The organism is Streptomyces sp. NPDC059906 (assembly GCF_042730645.1).
GTDB classification, from domain to species: domain Bacteria; phylum Actinomycetota; class Actinomycetes; order Streptomycetales; family Streptomycetaceae; genus Streptomyces; species Streptomyces rubrogriseus.
Genome location: NZ_JBHWKU010000027.1, coordinates 65,877 through 82,524 on the forward strand (window position 1 = coordinate 65,877; position 16,648 = coordinate 82,524).

The following is a 16,648-nucleotide window of genomic DNA, read 5'->3' on the forward strand; positions in this document are numbered from 1 at the left end:
CCGGTTCGGCCGACTGAGCCTCGGCCGAACCGGCGTCGCCTTCGCCTCCCTCAGGACGGCCCTCGGACAGCCCTCAGGCGGTCGGGCGGCCCATCGCCCGGTACGTCCAGCCGGCCTTCCGCCACAGCGTCGGGTCCAGGGCGTTGCGGCCGTCCAGGATCACCCGGGCCGCCGCCGCCTCGCCCAGCACCTCGGGGTCCAGCTCGCGGAACTCCCGCCACTCGGTGAGGTGCAGGACCACGTCCGCGCCCCGCACCGCCTCCAGCGCCGAGTCGGCGTAGCCGAGGGTCGGGAAGAGGCGCCGGGCGTTGTCCATGCCCTTGGGGTCGTACACCGTCACCTGGGCGCCCTGGAGGTGCACCTGCCCGGCGACGTTCAGCGCGGGGGAGTCCCGTACGTCGTCCGAGTCGGGCTTGAAGGTGGCGCCGAGCACCGCCACGCGCTTGCCGAGGAAGGGGCCGCCGCCCAGCGCCTGCCGGGTCAGCTCCACCATCTGGCCGCGCTGGCGCATGTTGATGGAGTCGATCTCGCGCAGGAAGGTCAGCGCCTGGTCGGCGCCCAGCTCGCCCGCGCGCGCCATGAACGCCCGGATGTCCTTCGGCAGACAGCCGCCGCCGAAGCCGATCCCGGCCCGCAGGAACTTCTTCCCGATCCGGTCGTCGTACCCGATCGCCTCCGCCAGCTTGGCGACGTCGCCGCCCGCCGCCTCGCAGACCTCCGCCATCGCGTTGATGAAGGAGATCTTGGTGGCGAGGAAGGAGTTCGCGGCGGTCTTCACCAGCTCGGCCGTCGGGAAGTCCGTGACGACGAACGGCGAGCCCTCCCCGATCGGCGTCGCGTACACCTCGCGCAGCAGCCGCTCGGCCCGCTCGCTGCGCACGCCGACCACCAGGCGGTCGGGGTGCAGGGTGTCCTCGACGGCGAAGCCCTCGCGCAGGAACTCCGGGTTCCAGGCCAGCTCGGCCCCGTCGCCGGCCGGCGCGTGCTCGGCCAGGTAGGCGGCCAGCCGGTCGGCGGAGCCCACCGGCACGGTCGACTTGCCGACGACCAGCGCGGGGCCGGTCAGGTGCGGCGCGAGCGAGGCGAGCGCGGAGTCGACGTACGACATGTCGCAGGCGTACTCGCCGTGCTTCTGCGGGGTGTTCACGCACAGGAAGTGCACGTCGCCGAAGGCCGCGACCTCGGCGAAGTCGGTGGTGAAGCGCAGCCGCCCGCTGGCGCCCTCGATCCCGGCGACGTGCTTGCCCAGCAGCTCCCGCAGACCGGGCTCGTACAGCGGGACCTCGCCCCGCTGGAGCATCTCGATCTTCTCGGGCACCACGTCGAGACCCAGCACCTCGAAACCGAGCTCGGCCATGGCCGCCGCGTGGGTGGCGCCGAGATAGCCGGTACCGATCACGGTGATCTTCAGGGCCATGGATGCGCTCCAGAGGTGTACGGCACGGTTGCGCGCCCGAGCATATCCGGAGCGCCGGAAAAGCCGTTCGCGGGCTTTGGGCCGGCTGTCGTCAAGCTCACCTATCCATGGACCGGCCGGGGCTCTAAAATTTGGGTTACTTAACGGTAGTTAGCGTGCCCAGCATCACAGCGTTTTGGAGCGTGAGACACCTTGGCCGGATCGGCTGACTTCGACCTGTACCGCCCGTCCGAGGAGCACGACATGCTCCGGGACGCCGTCCGCTCGCTGGCCGAGGCGAAGATCGCGCCGTACGCCGCAGCGGTGGACGAGGAGGCGCGCTTCCCGCAGGAGGCGCTGGACGCGCTCACCGCGAACGACCTGCACGCGGTGCACGTCCCCGAGGAGTACGGCGGCGCGGGCGCCGACGCGCTCGCCACGGTGATCGTCATCGAGGAGGTGGCCCGCGCCTGCGCCTCCTCCTCCCTCATCCCGGCGGTCAACAAGCTCGGCTCGCTGCCGGTGATCCTCTCCGGCTCCGAGGAGCTGAAGAAGAAGTACATGACCCCGCTCGCCAAGGGCGACGGCATGTTCTCCTACTGCCTCTCCGAGCCCGACGCGGGCTCGGACGCGGCCGGCATGAAGACCAAGGCCGTCCGCGACGGCGACTTCTGGGTGCTCAACGGCGTCAAGCGCTGGATCACCAACGCGGGCGTCAGCGAGTACTACACGGTGATGGCCGTCACCGACCCGGACAAGCGCTCCAAGGGCATCTCCGCCTTCGTGGTCGAGAAGTCCGACGCGGGCGTCTCCTTCGGCGCCCCGGAGAAGAAGCTCGGCATCAAGGGCTCGCCGACCCGCGAGGTCTACCTCGACAACGTCCGCATCCCCGCCGACCGCATGATCGGCGCGGAGGGCACCGGCTTCGCCACCGCGATGCAGACGCTGGACCACACCCGCATCACCATCGCCGCCCAGGCCCTCGGCATCGCCCAGGGCGCCCTCGACTACGCCAAGGGCTACGTCAAGGAGCGCAAGCAGTTCGGCAAGCCGATCGCCGACTTCCAGGGCATCCAGTTCATGCTGGCCGACATGGCCATGAAGATCGAGGCCGCCCGCCAGCTCACCTACGCGGCGGCCGCCAAGTCGCAGCGTGGGGACAGCGACCTGACCTTCCAGGGGGCTGCCGCCAAGTGCTTCGCCTCGGACGTGGCCATGGAGGTGACCACGGACGCCGTCCAGCTGCTCGGCGGCTACGGCTACACCCGGGACTACCCGGTGGAGCGCATGATGCGCGACGCCAAGATCACGCAGATCTACGAGGGCACCAACCAGGTCCAGCGCATCGTCATGGCGCGCAACCTGCCGTAGCGGTCGGGGACTTGTCAGCGAGGGGCGTCCGCAGGCCGGGCGCCCCTCGCTCGTCGTGACCGATTGTCAGTGGTGGGTGAGACGGTGGATCCATCGAGTCGGGAAGCCGCCGAGCGGCAATCGGTACGTAGTAGGGGGAGCCGCCATGTCCAAGAGCCAGAACTACATCAACCACGTCGCTCTCGTGCTGGACGCCAGTTCGTCCATGCGGCGCCTGAGCCACAAGGTGGTCGAGGTCGCCGACCAGCAGATCGCCTACCTGGCCCGCCGGTCGCAGGAGCTGGACCAGGAGACCCGCGTCACGGTGTACGTCTTCGCCGACCAGGTGGAGTGCGTCATCTACGACAAGGACGTGCTGCGGATGCCGTCGCTGCGGCAGATGTACCGGGTCGGCGGCATGACGGCGCTGCTGGCCGCCACGCTCAAGTCGCAGCGGGAGCTGGCGCAGACGGCCCAGCTGTACGGCGACCACAGCTTCCTGACCTTCGTCCTCACGGACGGCCAGGAGAACGTGAGCCACCGCTGCCCGGACGCCCCCGCCAGGGACCCGCGCGCACTGGTCGAGGCCGTGTCCCGGATGATCGAGACGCAGGCGGACAACTGGACGCTGGCCGTCCTCGTGCCGGACCAGATGGGCAAGCGCGAGGCCATGCAGTACGGGTTCCCGAAGGACAACATCGCCATCTGGGACGCCACGAGCACCCAGGGCCTGGAGGAGGCCGGACAGGTCATCCAGGAGGCCACCGAGAAGTTCATGGTGGGCCGCACCAAGGGCATCCGCGGGTCGCGGGCCGTGTTCTCCACGGGCGGGGACGCGGTCAACAAGGACACCATCAGGGCGGCCGGCCTCACCCCGGTGGAGTCGTCGAAGTACCAGCTGATCGACGTCACCCGCGACGTGGCGATCCGCGACTGGGTCGTCGAGCGCGGGCACACCTACCGCACCGGTGGTGCCTTCTACCAGCTGAGCAAGTCGGAGAAGGTCCAGCCGAAGAAGCAGATATCGGTGCTGGAGAAGAAGACGGACCGGGTGTACACGGGGCCCGAGGCCCGCGCCCTGCTCGGCCTGCCGGACGTGGAGGTCCGCATCAAGCCCGACCACAACGACGAATTCACGATCTTCGTGCAGAGCACGAGCGTGAACCGGAAGCTCGTACCGAACACGCGGCTCCTGCTCATGCTCTGACGCAGCCGACGCCCGGGTGGGTGGGGCCCCGGGCGGAGGTCAGTCCTCGTACCCCTCCGCCACCCGCCGCTCCCGCAGTTCCATGATGGCCCGGCGGCGGGCCAGGCGGTGGGTGCGGCGGATCTGGGCCTCCTGGTAGCGCCGCTTGTCCTTCTCGGTCTCGGGCAGCACCGGCGGCACCGTGCGCGGCTTGCCGTCGGCGTCCACGGCCGCGAAGACCAGGTAGGCCGAGCCGACCTGGGTGGCCGGGGTGGACTCGTTCCAGCGCTCGGCCAGGACCCGGACGCCCACCTCCATGGAACTGCGGCCGGTCCAGTTGACCTGGGCCTTCACATGGACGAGGTCGCCGACGCGGACCGGTTCGAGGAACGCCATCTCGTCCATGGAGGCGGTGACGGCGGGCCCGCCGGAGTGCCGTCCGGCCACGGCGCCCGCCGCGTCGTCGACGAGCTTCATGATCACACCGCCGTGCACCGTGCCCAGAAGGTTGGTGTCGCTGTGCGTCATGATGTGACTGAGGGTGGTGCGGGACGCCGAGGTCGGCTTGCCCGGGATCTCCGGGGCCGTCGACTGCGCGGCCGAGGCCTGTTCTGCCTGGTCTGTCATGGCCTCCACCTTATGCCGGGGGCACACGGGCTTGATTTTGTGTCGGGTTCGCAACAGCACTGCCCTGATTTTCCGACATACCTTGTAAGGCCCACAGGGCGGCCCTGCACACTGGTGCGCATGAATGATTGGCCCGAGGGATGGTCCGGTGACAACCGCGGCAGCGGCTACGGGCGCGGCAGCGCGAGCGCACGGCCGGAGAGCGCACGCGTGATGCGTCAGGTCCGCCGCGGCGCGACGCCGCCGCCCGGCCCGGGCCCGTCGGCCCCGCCGTACGGCGCCGGGGTGCCCCAGCAGCCGTCGTACACCGACGGCCAGGGGCACGGCGGCGACGGGTACGACAGCGGCTACAACACCGGCCAGGTCTACGGCGGCGGCGGTGGCCAGGGGCCCGGCCGCCAGGCACCGGGCCGGCCCGCGCCGAACTGGCGCCGCCGGATCAAGTGGACCGCGATCACGGTGGTGACCGTGCTGGTCGTCACCACCGTCGGCACCTACTTCTGGGCCGACTCCAAGCTCAACCGCGAGGTCGACCTGTCCAAGGTCATCGAGCGGCCCGAGGCCGGCGAGGGCACGAACTACCTCATCGTCGGGTCCGACAGCCGCGAGGGCATGTCCAAGGACCAGATGAAGGACCTGCACACCGGCTACGCCGAGGGCAAGCGCACCGACTCGATGATGATCCTGCACACCGGGGACAACGGGTCGACGCTGATCTCCCTGCCCCGCGACTCGGACGTGGAGATCCCGAGCTTCGTCGGCTCCGAGTCCGGCAAGAAGTACCCGGGCACGGGCCGGCACACCAAGCTGAACGCCGCCTACGCCGAGGACGGCCCCGAGCTGCTGGTGCGCACCGTCGAGCACAACACCGGGCTGCGCCTGGACCACTACGTGGAGATCGGCTTCGGCGGCTTCGCGAACATCGTGGACGCGGTCGGCGGCGTCGAGATCGACATCCCGCAGGACATCAAGGACAAGAAGTCCGGCGCCGACCTCAAGAAGGGCAAGCAGACCCTGGACGGCCAGGAGGCCCTCGCCTTCGTCCGCACCCGGTACGCGCTGGCCGGCTCCGACCTGGACCGCACCAAGAACCAGCAGAAGTTCCTGTCGGCGCTGGCGAGCCAGGTGGCCACCCCGTCGACGATCCTCAACCCGTTCAAGCTCTACCCGACCATGGGCGCCGGCCTGGACTCCCTGGTCGTCGACAAGGACATGGGCCTGTTCGACCTGGCGAGCATGTTCTGGGCGATGAAGAGCGTCAGCGGCGGCGAGGGCACCTCGATGAACATGCCGATCTCGGGCAGCGTCGGCGGCAACCTCAAGTGGGACGACGCGAAGGTGAAGAAGCTCGTCGAGGAACTGAAGAACGACGAGAAGGTCACCGTCTCCGGCAACAACTGAGCCCGGGCGCGCCGGTGGACCCCGGCGCGCCTCACTCCTCGCCGCAGACCACCTCGTCGCCCCGCACCACGGTGCCCGACTCCTGCGGCGGGTCGGCCGGCCGCACCTTGGCCACCTTCTCGAAGTCGGCGCCCGCGATCACCTTCAGCGTGGCGCCCTGCCCCTTGACCGGCTTCAGCTCGCTGCCGGGCAGCGCGGCGGCCAGTGACTTCGCCGACTGGTCCCAGCGGGGGTCGTAGGCGACGACGGTCCGCCCGACCGCCCGGTCCTTGGCGTTCCGCGGTGCCTTGGTCGTGCGGAACCCGGTCGCCGCCAGCGCGGCGTCCACCCGCTTGCCCAGCCCGGAGGTGCGGGTGCCGTTCTCCACCTGGACGCGGATCTGCTTCGGGTCCACCGGGACCCGCACCGGCGCCGGCCCCTTCGGCCTCGGTTTCGGCGCGGCCAGCGGCTTGTCCTCGCGCAGGGCGTCGAAGAGCCGTTCCGACTTGGCCGGGTCCCACTTCAGCGTCGAACCGACGCCCTTGACCGCGTAGCCCATCTGCCCGATCGGCACGGTGGTGAATTCGGAGGACGACGGCGAGAAGTTCCGCATCGCCCGCCCGAGCGTCAGCAGCTCGTCGGTGCCGAAGCCCTGGTCGGCCCGGACCGAGCCGAGCACGGCCCGGGTGACGTCGCGGAACTTCAGCGGGTTCAGCAGGATTCCCGAGGAGGTCGCCCGGTCGATCAGGGCGGCCAGGAAACGCTGCTGGCGCTTCATCCGGCTCAGGTCCGAGGCGCCGTCGAGGTGGCGGGCCCGCACGTACTGCAGCGCCTGCCCGCCCATCAGGGTGTGGGAGCCGGCCGGCAGGTCGAGTCCCGTGTAGCTGTCCTTGAGCGGCTGGACCGTGCAGATCCGCACCCCGCCGAGGACGTCCACGGTCTTCATGAAGCTGGTGAAGTCGACCTCCAGATAGTGGTCGATCTTCACCCGGGTCATGTTCTCCACGGTGCGGATCGTCAGCTGCGGGCCGCCCTCGGCATAGGCCGCGTTCAGCTTGAGCGGGTGCCCCTTGTGGTGCTCGCCGGTGGTGCGGTCGGTGTGGCCGGGCGTCTCGGCGTACGAGTCGCGCGGCAGGCTGACGACGCTCGCGCGCTCCCGGTCCTCCGAGATGTGCACGATCATGATCGTGTCGGTGCAGTGGCAGGGGGCGCCGCCCAGCCGGTACTTGCGCCGCTCCTCCTCGGTGATCTCGTCCCGGCCGTCGGTGCCGACCATCAGGACGTTCATGCCGTCGCCCGCCCGCGGCCGGTTCTTCATGTCCTTGAACGCGTCGAACCGCGAGATGTCCGAGTCCAGACTGGAGAGCACCGCGTGCCCGATCCCGGCGGAGGCGAGCACCACCACCGACAGCGCGGTCACCGCCCGCATGGCCCAGCGCGGCTTCTTCCGCCGCACGGGGGGCCTCGGCGGACGCCCGGACGGCCGGGGGCCGCCGCGCTGCGGCGGGGGCCCGCCCCGGTTGGTCGAGGCCGGGACCCGGGACGAGCGGGGCGGCGTGGGCAAGGGGAACACCTCCGCGGGGACGGGCCCAGGGCGTGGACCGTGCGGCCGGACAGGGGAGTGACGCGGGATTCGTGAGCACCGTAGGCCCATACGATCTGCTGCCCGGGGCTGTGACCCCGCGGCGCGCACCCGTGTCCCCCGTTCGCGGTAACGGGAGCGCCGGTGAAGGCCGGGGTACCGGCGCCGGCCCCGTCCGCGGTGACGGCGGTCAGGACCAGGTGAACGCCGGGTTCACGTGCATGCAGGCGCTGTCGTCCGCGCCGTTGAGTGCCTCGGCCGACTCGGGGGTCCGGTCGTCGCTCTCGGGCGCCCGGTACGCCGTGTCCTCGCGCCAGTCGGCGCCCACGACGAGCGTGACGCCGGAGACGTCCGTCGAGCGCTTCACCGAACTCGCCGGTATCCCGAGGGACTTGGCGACGCGGCGTGCGTCGCCCTCCAGGTCGGCGCTCGGGTAGCGGATCATCGTACGGTCCTCGCTCGGCAGCACCGACGGGTCCGCGACCGCCTTCGTGAAGCCCCGCTCCACCAGGAGCCCGGTGACCGTGTTCGCGCGGCCGGGGGCGCTGCCCAGCTCGTCGGTGCGGGTGCCGTTGCGGACCTGCACCGCGATCTCGTCGTCGGGTGCGGCCGGGTCGGCCGGGAGCTTGGGCTCGGCGTCCGGCTTCTTCTTCGGGTCCTTGCCGTCCAGCGCGATGTCCTCGCGCACCAGCCGGAACAACTGCTCCGCGTCCTCGGTCGGCTCGACGCGGGCGCCCACGTACCGGTTGGGCATCGTGGTCATGGTGATGCGCTCGGGCTTCACCTTCCGCAGCTCGTTGCTGAGGTCGTACAGCTTCTTGACGGAGTCCAGGCCCGGGTCGACGGTGAGCGCCTCGGTGGCCTCCTCGGCGAGCCTGCGCAGCTTGTTCGGGCTGCTGAGGGTCGCGTTCTCGCGCAGCACCCGGACCATCGAGTTCAGGTACATGTGCTGGGCCTTGGCCCGTGCGAGGTCGCTGCCGTCCTCGAAGCCGTACCGGGTGCGCAGCCATTGCAGGGCCTGCTCGCCCTTGACCGGGTGCGTGCCCTTCGCCAGCTTCAGACCGGAGCCGTGGCCCGAGTTGTCGCGCGAGTGGATGTTGGCGTCCACACAGACCGGGACGCCGCCGACGGCGTCGGCCATCGAGACCACGCCCGCGAAGTCGACCATCACGAAGTGGTCGATGTGTATGCCGGTCAGCTCCTGCCAGGTGGCCACCGTGCAGCCCGGGCCGCCGTGGCCGAGGCTCTGGTTGGTCATCACCCGGCCCTCGCTCGCCGGGTACACCTCACCGTCGTCCGGGTCGGTGCACCTGGGTATCTCCAGCAGGGTGTCGCGCGGCATGCTGACCACCGACATGTTGCTGCGGTCGGCGGACAGGTGCACCAGCATCTGCACGTCCGCCAGCGGGGTGGAGCCGAACGTCTCGCGGGCGCCGCCGAGTTGCTGGTTCTCCTCGCTGTCCCGGGCGTCCGAGCCGATGACGAGGATGTTCAGCGGAGTCTGCCCGGCCGCGTTCGGCGTCGGCTCGGCGACCTTGTTGTCGCCCAGGTTCAGGGCGTCCTGCTTGATGTTGCCGTTGAGGTGCTCGTAGTAGAGGTAACCCGCTGCGGCCGTGCCGGCCAGGACCACGGCGAGCACCACCGCGGTCCACCGCAGGACCCGCCGTCGCCTGCGCGGACGGGGGGCGTCGGGCTCGCTCTCGGTGTCGTCCTTGGTGCCGTCGACACCGTTGTCGCCGTCCCTCCGGACGGTCTCCGCACGTTCGGGGGCGTCTGCCGCGCCCTCGTCCGTGTCCTCCCCCTGCACACTGCTCCGCGTCACTTCCGCGTCCCTCCCCGCCCCCGGGCCACCGCGTCGGCCCGTCGCCGCCCTGTCAGACGTACGACAGGCCCCTCAGGTCAACTGGCGCACAGCTTCTGGTCGGCCGTGGACTCGGTGTCCAGGTCCGGCTTCTCGACGGAGCCGTCGAGTTTGACGCCGGCGCCCTTGAAGTCCTTGCCGAGGGTGAGGGTCATGGTGGGCAGGCCCTGGGAGTTGGTGACGCTCTTTCCGGGCTTCATGGCGGCGCCGGTCAGGCCGAGGATCTCGGCGAGGGCGCGGGCCTGGTCGGCCTGGTCGGGGGCGTACTCCAAGGTGGTCTTCGCGATGTCGGCGGGGGCGTTGCCCGCGTTCTCGGACTTGGAGACCCCGGCCTGGGTCTGCAGGTGGGCCAGTTCCTGCTGGGCGCTGCCGGCGGGGGCGCCGCCGTTCATGACACGGACCCGGACCTCGCCGGGCTCGGACTTCTCGCCCTTGAGCCGGGCGGCGACCGCGGCCTTCTCCTTCTTTTTCTTCTGCTCGACCTCGGTGAAGGAGATGTCGTTCTTGATCATGTCGAAGACCTGGGGGCCCTTCGCCTGGTTCACGACCACCGTCGCCTTGACCTTCTCGGCAGGGTTGTCGATCACCGGCACCGTGGTGAACGTGATGTTCTTCGTCGGCACCTTCTTCAGCTCCAGGGCGATGTCCTTGAGCGTGCCCACCTTGCCGATGGCGCTGTCCACGGTGAGGGCCTTGGTCGCGGCCTCGGCGAGCTTCACCAGCTTGGTGGGGCTGGTGAGGGTGTCGCCGGAGGCCATCTTGCGCATGAGCGAGCCCAGGAACTGCTGCTGCACCTTGATGCGGTCCAGGTCGCCCTCGTTGCCGAAGGCGTGCCGGGTGCGGACGAAGGCCAGGGCCTGCTCGCCCTCGACCTTGGACTCGCCCGCGGGCAGCTTGAGATGGGACTTCGGATCGTCCACGGCGTGCTCCACGCACACGTCGACCCCGTCGACCGCCGTGGTCAGCGTCTTGACCGCGTTGAAGTCGGCCATCATGAAGTGGTCCGGCTTGATGCCGGTCGTCTCCGCCACCGTGCGCATCGTGCAGCCCGCGTCCCGGCCGAAGTCGCCGAGGCTCTGGTTGAAGCGGACGCCGGAGGTACCGGGGATGACCTTCTTCGTCCCGTCCTCCAGCGTCGTCTCGCAGTCGGGGATGTCGACGATCAGGTCGCGGGGGATGCTCAGCGCCGTGGCGTTGGAGCGGTCCTCGGCGACGTGCAGCAGGATGTTGGTGTCCGCGTGCCCGGCGCTGCCCTTGTCGCCGTAGCCCTCGTTGCCCTCACCGGTGCGCTTGTCGGTGCCGATGATGAGGATGTTGAAGGCCTCGTCCTTCTTGAAGCTGCTGCTTCCGGCGGTGCCCACGTCCGTCGTCGAGACGTTCCCCTCAAGGTGCTTGAGGTAGACGTAGCCGCCCACACCGGCCACCAGGACGACGAAGGCCATGCTGCCGCCGGTCCACAGCAGGACCCGCTTGCCCCTGGACTTCTTCTTCTCCGGCCGGCGTCCGCGCCGTCCGGGCGCCGGCGCCTCGGGCTCCGGACGGCGCCGCCGCTGGGGCGGCACCTCACGGCCCGGAGCGGTCGTACGGCGCCCCGCCGTGCGGGGACCTTCCGTGCCGGGTCCTTCCGCGCGGGGCCCCGGGACGGACGACTCCGGCGCGGACGACTCCGGCGCGGACGATTCCGGTGCGGAGGGGGACAGTCGCAGTTCGTACTCACCGGTCCGCGGATTCAGCACCCACTGATCCGCGGGATCGACATCGTCTGCCCGCCCACGTCCTTGCGCGTCCACGGTCTCCCAATCCTCCGTCGGGGGCCACGCGGCGCCTTCCTCTGAAGGCGCCCGGTAAAGAGTCAACAAGTGCAGGACGCCAGGGCGGACCTCGCGGCCGGGGGCACCGGAGCGCTCACACTATCCGCCCGGTTCGGCCTCGAACGACTCTGGTGTCACGATCGTCACCCCTACAACAGGGCATTCCCTCCTATTTTCGTGAACTCCTACCATCGGTAGGGCTTGTAGACGTCCATGCACTTGCTGGTGTCCGAGCCGTTGATGGCGTCGCTGGTCTCCGGCAGGTCTCCTGCCTCGGGCGTCTTCTGCTTCGGATAGGACGTCCCCTCGCGCCAGTCAGCTCCCACGACGAGAGTGATCCCGGACACGTCCGCGGACTTGCGCACCGCGTTCGCGGGGATTCCCAGCGCCTCGGCGACGCGCCGCGCGTCGCCCGCCAACTCGTCGCCCGGGTACCGGACTACGGTCCGCTCCTCGGAGAGCGCCGCCGAGGTGTCCTTGACCGCCTTGGCGAAGCCCTTGTCCACCAGCGTCCCGGCGATGTCACCGGCCCGGCCGGTGACCGGGCCGAGGGTGGCCGAGCGGGTGGCGTTCTGGACGAGGACGCCGATCTCGGAGTCGGCGGCGGGCTCGTCGGAGGGCTGCCCGGCGTCGCCCGGCGCGGCGGCGTCGTCTCCGGCGGCGTCCTTGCCGTCGCCCGTGCCCGTGCCCTTCTTCTCCTTCTTGCCCTTGTCGTCGAAGGACACGTCGTCGCGGAGCATCGCCCACATCTTGTCGGCGTCGGGGGCCGGAAGCAGGTGGTTCTTGTCCTCGGGGTCCTCGACGGTGGGGATCGTCGTCATGGTGAGGCGGTCCGTGGGCACCGTCTTGAGCTGCATGCCCAGGTCGTACAGCTTCTTCACGGTGCCGATCTCCTCGGAGACCGTCAGCGACTTCGTCGCGGCCTCGGCCAGGTCCATCAGCCTGCCCGCGTCCGTGAAGACGTTCTGGCTCTTCAGCGTGCGGATCATCGAGTTCATGTACATGTGCTGGGCCCGGGCCCGCAGCGGGTCGCTGCCCCAGGCGTGCCGGGTGCGCAGCCACTGCAGCGCCTGCTCGCCCTCGACCTTCTTCCGGCCCGCCGTCATCTTCAGGCCGGAGCCGCCGGGCACGCCGGGCAGCGGGCGGTCCCACACGTTCTGGTTCACGCACACCTCGACCCCGCCGATGGCGTCCGCCATCGACACCACGCCCGCGAAGTCGATCGTCATCCAGTGGTCGATGTAGACCCCGGTGAGGTTCTCCCAGGTGGCCAGGGTGCAGCCGGCGCCGCCGCGGGCCAGCGAGGTGTTGATGATGGCGTTGGTCGCCGGGAACTTCTCCCCGCTGTCGGGGTCCTTGCAGGCCGGGATGTCGACCCGGGTGTCCCGGGGGATGCTCACCACCGAGGCGCTCTTGCGGTCGGCGGACAGGTGGATCAGCATCTGCACGTCGGCCAGCGGCGGGTTGTCGCGGTGGTTCTTGCCGCCGCCCAGCGCCACGTTGGCGTCGGAGGCGCGGCTGTCGGAGCCGAGCAGCAGGATGTTCATCGGGGTCTGTCCGGCCGCGTTCGGCTCGGCCTTGTGCGCCTTGGAGTCGCCGCTGCTGCGCTCGCCCTTGTCGATGTTGCCGTTCAGGTGCTGGTAGTAGAGGTATCCGGCGCCGGCCGTGCCGAGTATCAGCACCGCGAGGGTCGTCGCGGACCATCGCAACGCCCGGCGCCGGCGCCCTCCTGCGCGCCGCCGCCCGGAGCGTCCGCCGTTGCTGCCGCTGCCGCTGCTGCCGTCCGAGCCGCTGTGCCCGGCCGTTCCCGTTCCCGTTCCCGTTCCGCTCTCGTCACGGCCGCGGCGTCCGGCTCGCCTGCCGCGGGCGTGCCGGACCGTGTCGGGTCGCGTTCCCTCCCCGCGCACACTGCTCTGCGTCATGCCTCTCCCACCCTCGGACCCGCGAACGTGCTCCCGCACGCGACCTGTTCGCACAGTTGGACGTACGAAGCCGCGCGTTGGCTGTACGACGCCCGGTGGTTTGTTCGCGGTTGGACCGGTCGACCGATGGACTGTCGTACTGTCAGACGCGTGCGGGGCCCCTCAGGTCACTTCGCGCACTCGACCTTGTCCGCCGTGGACTTCTGGAGGTCCTCCGGTGCCTTCGCGGAGGTGGCGTCGAGTTTGACGCCGGCGCCCTTGAAGTCCTTGCCGAGGGTGAGGGTCATGGCGGGCAGGCCCTGGGAGTTGGTGACGCTCTTTCCGGGCTTCATGGCGGCGCCGGTCAGGCCGAGGATCTCGGCGAGGGCGCGGGCCTGGTCGGCCTGGTCGGGGGCGTACTCCAAGGTGGTCTTCGCGATGTCGGCGGGGGCGTTGCCCGCGTTCTCCGACTTGGTGACGCCCGCCTCGTTCTGGAGGTAGGTCAGCTCCCGCCCCGCGCTGCCGGACGAGGCGCCGCCGTTGAGGACGCGGACGCGGACCTCGGAGGGCTCGGACTTCTCGCCCTCCAGGCGGGCGGCGACCGCGGCGTCCTCCTTGTCCTTCTTCGCCTTCTCCTTCTTCTTGACCTCGGTGAAGGAGACGTCGTTCTTGACCATGTCGAAGACCTGCTGGGCGGGGCCGTCCTTGAGGACGACGGTCACCGGTGTCTTCTCGGCCGGGTTGTCCTTCACCGGGACCGTGGCGAAGGTGAGGTTCTTGGTGTCGAGCTTGCCCAGCTCCAGACCGAGGTCCTTCAGCTTCCCGATGCTCTTCAGCTTGCTGTCGACGGTCAGCGCGTCGGTGCCCGCCTCGGCCAGCTTCACCATCTTCGTCGGGCTGGTGAGCGTGTCGTTGGACTTCAGCTTGCGCATCAGCGAGCTGAGGAACTGCTGCTGGAGCTCGATACGGCTCAGGTCGCCGCCGAATCCGACGGAGTGCCGGGTGCGGACGAAGGCGAGCGCCTCCTCCCCCTCGACGGTGTGCTTGCCCGCCGACAGGTTCAGGTGCGAGTCGGGGTCGTTGATGTCCTTCGCCAGACAGACCTCGACCCCGCCGACCGCCGAGGAGAGGGTCTTGACCGCGTTGAAGTCGGCCACCATGAAGTTGTCGGGCGTGACGCCGGTCAGCTCGGTGACGGTCCGCATGGTGCAGCTGGGCGTACGGCCGCTCTGGCCGAGGCTGGTGTTGAAGCGGACGCCGGTGGAGCCCGGGATGACCTTCGTGCTCCCGTCCTCCTGCGTGGTCGGGCAGTCGGGGATGTCGACGATCAGGTCGCGCGGGATGCTGAGGGCGGTCGCGTTGGAGCGGTCCTTGGAGACGTGCAGCAGGAGCGTGGTGTCGGCGTGGCCCGCGCTGCCCTTGTCGCCGTAGCCGTCGTTGCCGGAACCGGTGCGCTTGTCCGTGCCGATCAGCAGGATGTTGATGGCCTGGTCCTTCTTGAACCCGCCGGTGCTCGCGCCGTCGTCGGGGAGGGACTCGATGTTGTCGTTGAGGTGCTGCAGGTAGAGGTATCCGGCGGCGCCGACGGCGAGGACGACGAACGCCATCGTGCCGCCGGTCCACAGCAGGATCTTCTTGCCCCTCGACTTCTTCTTCGCCGGCCGCCGGCGATCGCGCCGGCCGGGCGGCGGCGGCTCCTCGGGCGTCGCGCGGCGTCTGCGAGGCGCGGGAACCTCGGGGGCCGGTGCGGAGGTGGCCCGGCGGGGCCTCGGGACGGGTGACTGCGGTGCGGAGACGGGTGACTGCGGTGCGGAAGGGGGTAGTCGCAGTTCGTAGTCACCGGTGTCCGGATTGAGTACCCACTGGTCTGCGGGGTCGATGTCCTCCGCCCGCCCACGGCCTTGCGCGTCCACGGTTGTCCGAATCCTCCGTCGGGGCCACGCGGCGCCCTCCCCTCCGGGCGCCCGGTCTCGCTCACGTCAGTTCAGTGCGTGGCCGGGGCAGAAGTCCGCGGCCGGGCACACCGGATCGCTCACACTAACCGCCCTCTTCGTCGTAGGGCGACGGCAGTGACGCATTCCACGAACCTTACAACTGGGCAATCCGGCGCATTTCTTGGACAATTGTCCGCGCGTTCGTGTCCGCCTTGCGTGCGGGTGGCTCCTTCTTGGAATGCGCTTTACTCGCAGACGTCCTCGTCGGCGGTGTTCCCGCTGAACGTGGGCGCCGGGGAATCGGCGGCCCGGGGTTCGCCGGAATTCGCCGTACCGTCCGTCGAGTCCCGTCGGGAAGCCGTGACCGTCACGGGCTCGTCCGTCCGCAGGCGGGTGAACAGCTTCTCCGCGGCGGGCTGCACGAGCTGGTCCCGATTGGCGTCGCCCGAGTAGGACTCCCGGGGGACGGTCAGGAATTGCACGCGCTCGGTGGGAATGCCGCGCAGCCCGCGCACAAGGTCGTACAAATCGCGCAGACTCGCCAGACCCGGATCCGTGGTGAGCGACGAGGTGGCGGCGTCCAGAACGGGGTACAGCTTCACCGGATTCAGCAGCACGTCATTGCTCTGCACCTTGCTCACGAGCGCGCCGAGAAAGCGCTGCTGCCGGTCCATCCGGTCGGTGTCGCTGCCGTCGCCGAGCGACTTCCGCGCCCGGACGTACCCGAGCGCCTGCTCCCCGTCGAGCGTCACCCGGCCCGCGGGCAGTTTCAGCTTGGCGTCCTTGTCGTCGACCGGCTTTCGCAGGCACACCTCGACGCCGTCGAGCGCGTCGACCATCTCCTTGAAACCCTCGAAGTCGACGACGACGTGGTGGTCGATCCGGATGCCGGTCAGCTTCTCCACCGTACGGATCGAGCACGCCGAACCGCCTGCGGCGAAGGCGTAGTTGAACTGCTGGAGCGCCGGTTGGGTGAGTGACCCGTCCGGCCGGTGGCAGCCGGGGACCTGCACCATCAGGTCGCGGGGGAGGGAGACGGCGGTGACGCTGTCCCGGCCCGCGGCCAGGTGCAGCAGGATCGTGGTGTCCGACCGCTCGGTCCCGGAGTCCCGCCCGTAGCGGGCGTTGCCGTCCCCGGCCCGCGAGTCCGACCCGATCAGCAGGACGTTCTGCGCGCCGCGCACCAGCGAGGTGGGCCGCTCCTTCTCGTACCGGGCGAGTTCGGCCGCGGCCGCCTCGTCCGCGGTGATGTTGCCGCTCAGCTTGGCGTACACCGCCCACCCGACGCCCACCGCGCCCCCGGCCAGCGCGACGACCACGATCCCGGCGATCCCCAGCCGCCGCCTGCGACGCCGCCGCTTCAGCCCGACCCCGCTCGCGGACGCCCCGTCCCCCGGACCCCCGCCGGAGCCCGTCGTGCCCGCGTCGTCGCCCACACCTGCCTCCGTCCACACCCGCACGCTGCTACGACCATGCCCCGAGCAGTCCGAAAGGACAGCACCCAGGTAGGCCGAACGAGCGGCCCCCCTCGCAACCTGCGCTCACGCGAGGCGCCCCCGCAACCCGCGGGCACGCAAGACGCCTGCCAACAACCTGCGCTCACGCGAGGCCCCCAAGCTG

Annotated in this window: 11 protein-coding genes; 3 read left to right on the forward strand and 8 right to left on the reverse strand. The window is 70.2% G+C overall.

The genetic code is table 11. From position 1 onward, the window contains the following. Positions 1–73 precede the first annotated feature (73 nt). A complete protein-coding gene (locus ACFV9J_RS31230) occupies positions 74–1,417 on the reverse strand; it encodes a UDP-glucose dehydrogenase family protein (RefSeq protein WP_385359700.1) in 1,344 nt (447 codons plus the stop codon). A 192-nt stretch (positions 1,418–1,609) separates the two neighbouring features. Here ACFV9J_RS31230 and ACFV9J_RS31235 point away from each other — a divergent pair, with 192 nt between their 5' ends. Then, positions 1,610–2,767 carry an acyl-CoA dehydrogenase gene (locus tag ACFV9J_RS31235; RefSeq protein ID WP_385359703.1) on the forward strand — a complete coding sequence of 386 codons (1,158 nt, stop codon included), beginning with the start codon at positions 1,610–1,612 and terminating at the stop codon, positions 2,765–2,767. Positions 2,768–2,912: 145 nt separating this feature from the next. Continuing rightward, a complete protein-coding gene (locus tag ACFV9J_RS31240; RefSeq protein ID WP_385359704.1) occupies positions 2,913–3,953 on the forward strand; it encodes a vWA domain-containing protein in 1,041 nt (346 codons plus the stop codon). A 39-nt stretch (positions 3,954–3,992) separates the two neighbouring features. On the opposite strand, the gene ACFV9J_RS31245 is transcribed toward ACFV9J_RS31240, so the two are convergent. Continuing rightward, positions 3,993–4,559, reverse strand: coding sequence for an acyl-CoA thioesterase (locus ACFV9J_RS31245; RefSeq protein WP_030873063.1), 567 nt, complete (start codon positions 4,557–4,559; stop codon positions 3,993–3,995). A 120-nt stretch (positions 4,560–4,679) separates the two neighbouring features. On the opposite strand from ACFV9J_RS31245, the gene ACFV9J_RS31250 reads away from it, so the two are divergent. Then, positions 4,680–5,960: an LCP family protein gene (locus ACFV9J_RS31250; RefSeq protein ID WP_385359707.1), complete on the forward strand. Its 1,281-nt coding sequence runs from the start codon at positions 4,680–4,682 to the stop codon at positions 5,958–5,960. 31 nt (positions 5,961–5,991) lie between these two features. Here the strand turns inward: ACFV9J_RS31250 and ACFV9J_RS31255 are convergent, their stop codons facing one another. The 6 genes from ACFV9J_RS31255 to ACFV9J_RS31280 all read right to left on the reverse strand — a co-directional run bounded on the left by ACFV9J_RS31255 (position 5,992) and on the right by ACFV9J_RS31280 (position 16,464). Then, positions 5,992–7,593: an LCP family protein gene (locus ACFV9J_RS31255; protein WP_385359709.1), complete on the reverse strand. Its 1,602-nt coding sequence runs from the start codon at positions 7,591–7,593 to the stop codon at positions 5,992–5,994. Positions 7,594–7,711: 118 nt separating this feature from the next. After that, positions 7,712–9,343: an LCP family protein gene (locus tag ACFV9J_RS31260; RefSeq protein WP_385359710.1), complete on the reverse strand. Its 1,632-nt coding sequence runs from the start codon at positions 9,341–9,343 to the stop codon at positions 7,712–7,714. Between the two features lie 77 nt (positions 9,344–9,420). Further along, on the reverse strand, positions 9,421–11,172 hold the full coding sequence (locus ACFV9J_RS31265) for an LCP family protein (RefSeq protein WP_385359712.1): 1,752 nt from the start codon (positions 11,170–11,172) through the stop codon (positions 9,421–9,423). 206 nt (positions 11,173–11,378) lie between these two features. Then, the gene (locus ACFV9J_RS31270; RefSeq protein WP_385359715.1) at positions 11,379–13,115 is read right to left on the reverse strand and encodes an LCP family protein; all 1,737 of its coding nucleotides are present in this window, start codon (positions 13,113–13,115) and stop codon (positions 11,379–11,381) included. 167 nt (positions 13,116–13,282) lie between these two features. Continuing rightward, entirely contained in the window at positions 13,283–15,007 is a 1,725-nt protein-coding gene (locus tag ACFV9J_RS31275) for an LCP family protein (RefSeq protein WP_385359717.1), read from the reverse strand. 266 nt (positions 15,008–15,273) lie between these two features. Continuing rightward, positions 15,274–16,464 (reverse strand): LCP family protein, encoded by a 1,191-nt coding sequence (locus ACFV9J_RS31280; RefSeq protein ID WP_385359720.1) that lies wholly within the window; start codon positions 16,462–16,464, stop codon positions 15,274–15,276. Between the last annotated feature and the right edge of the window lie 184 nt (positions 16,465–16,648).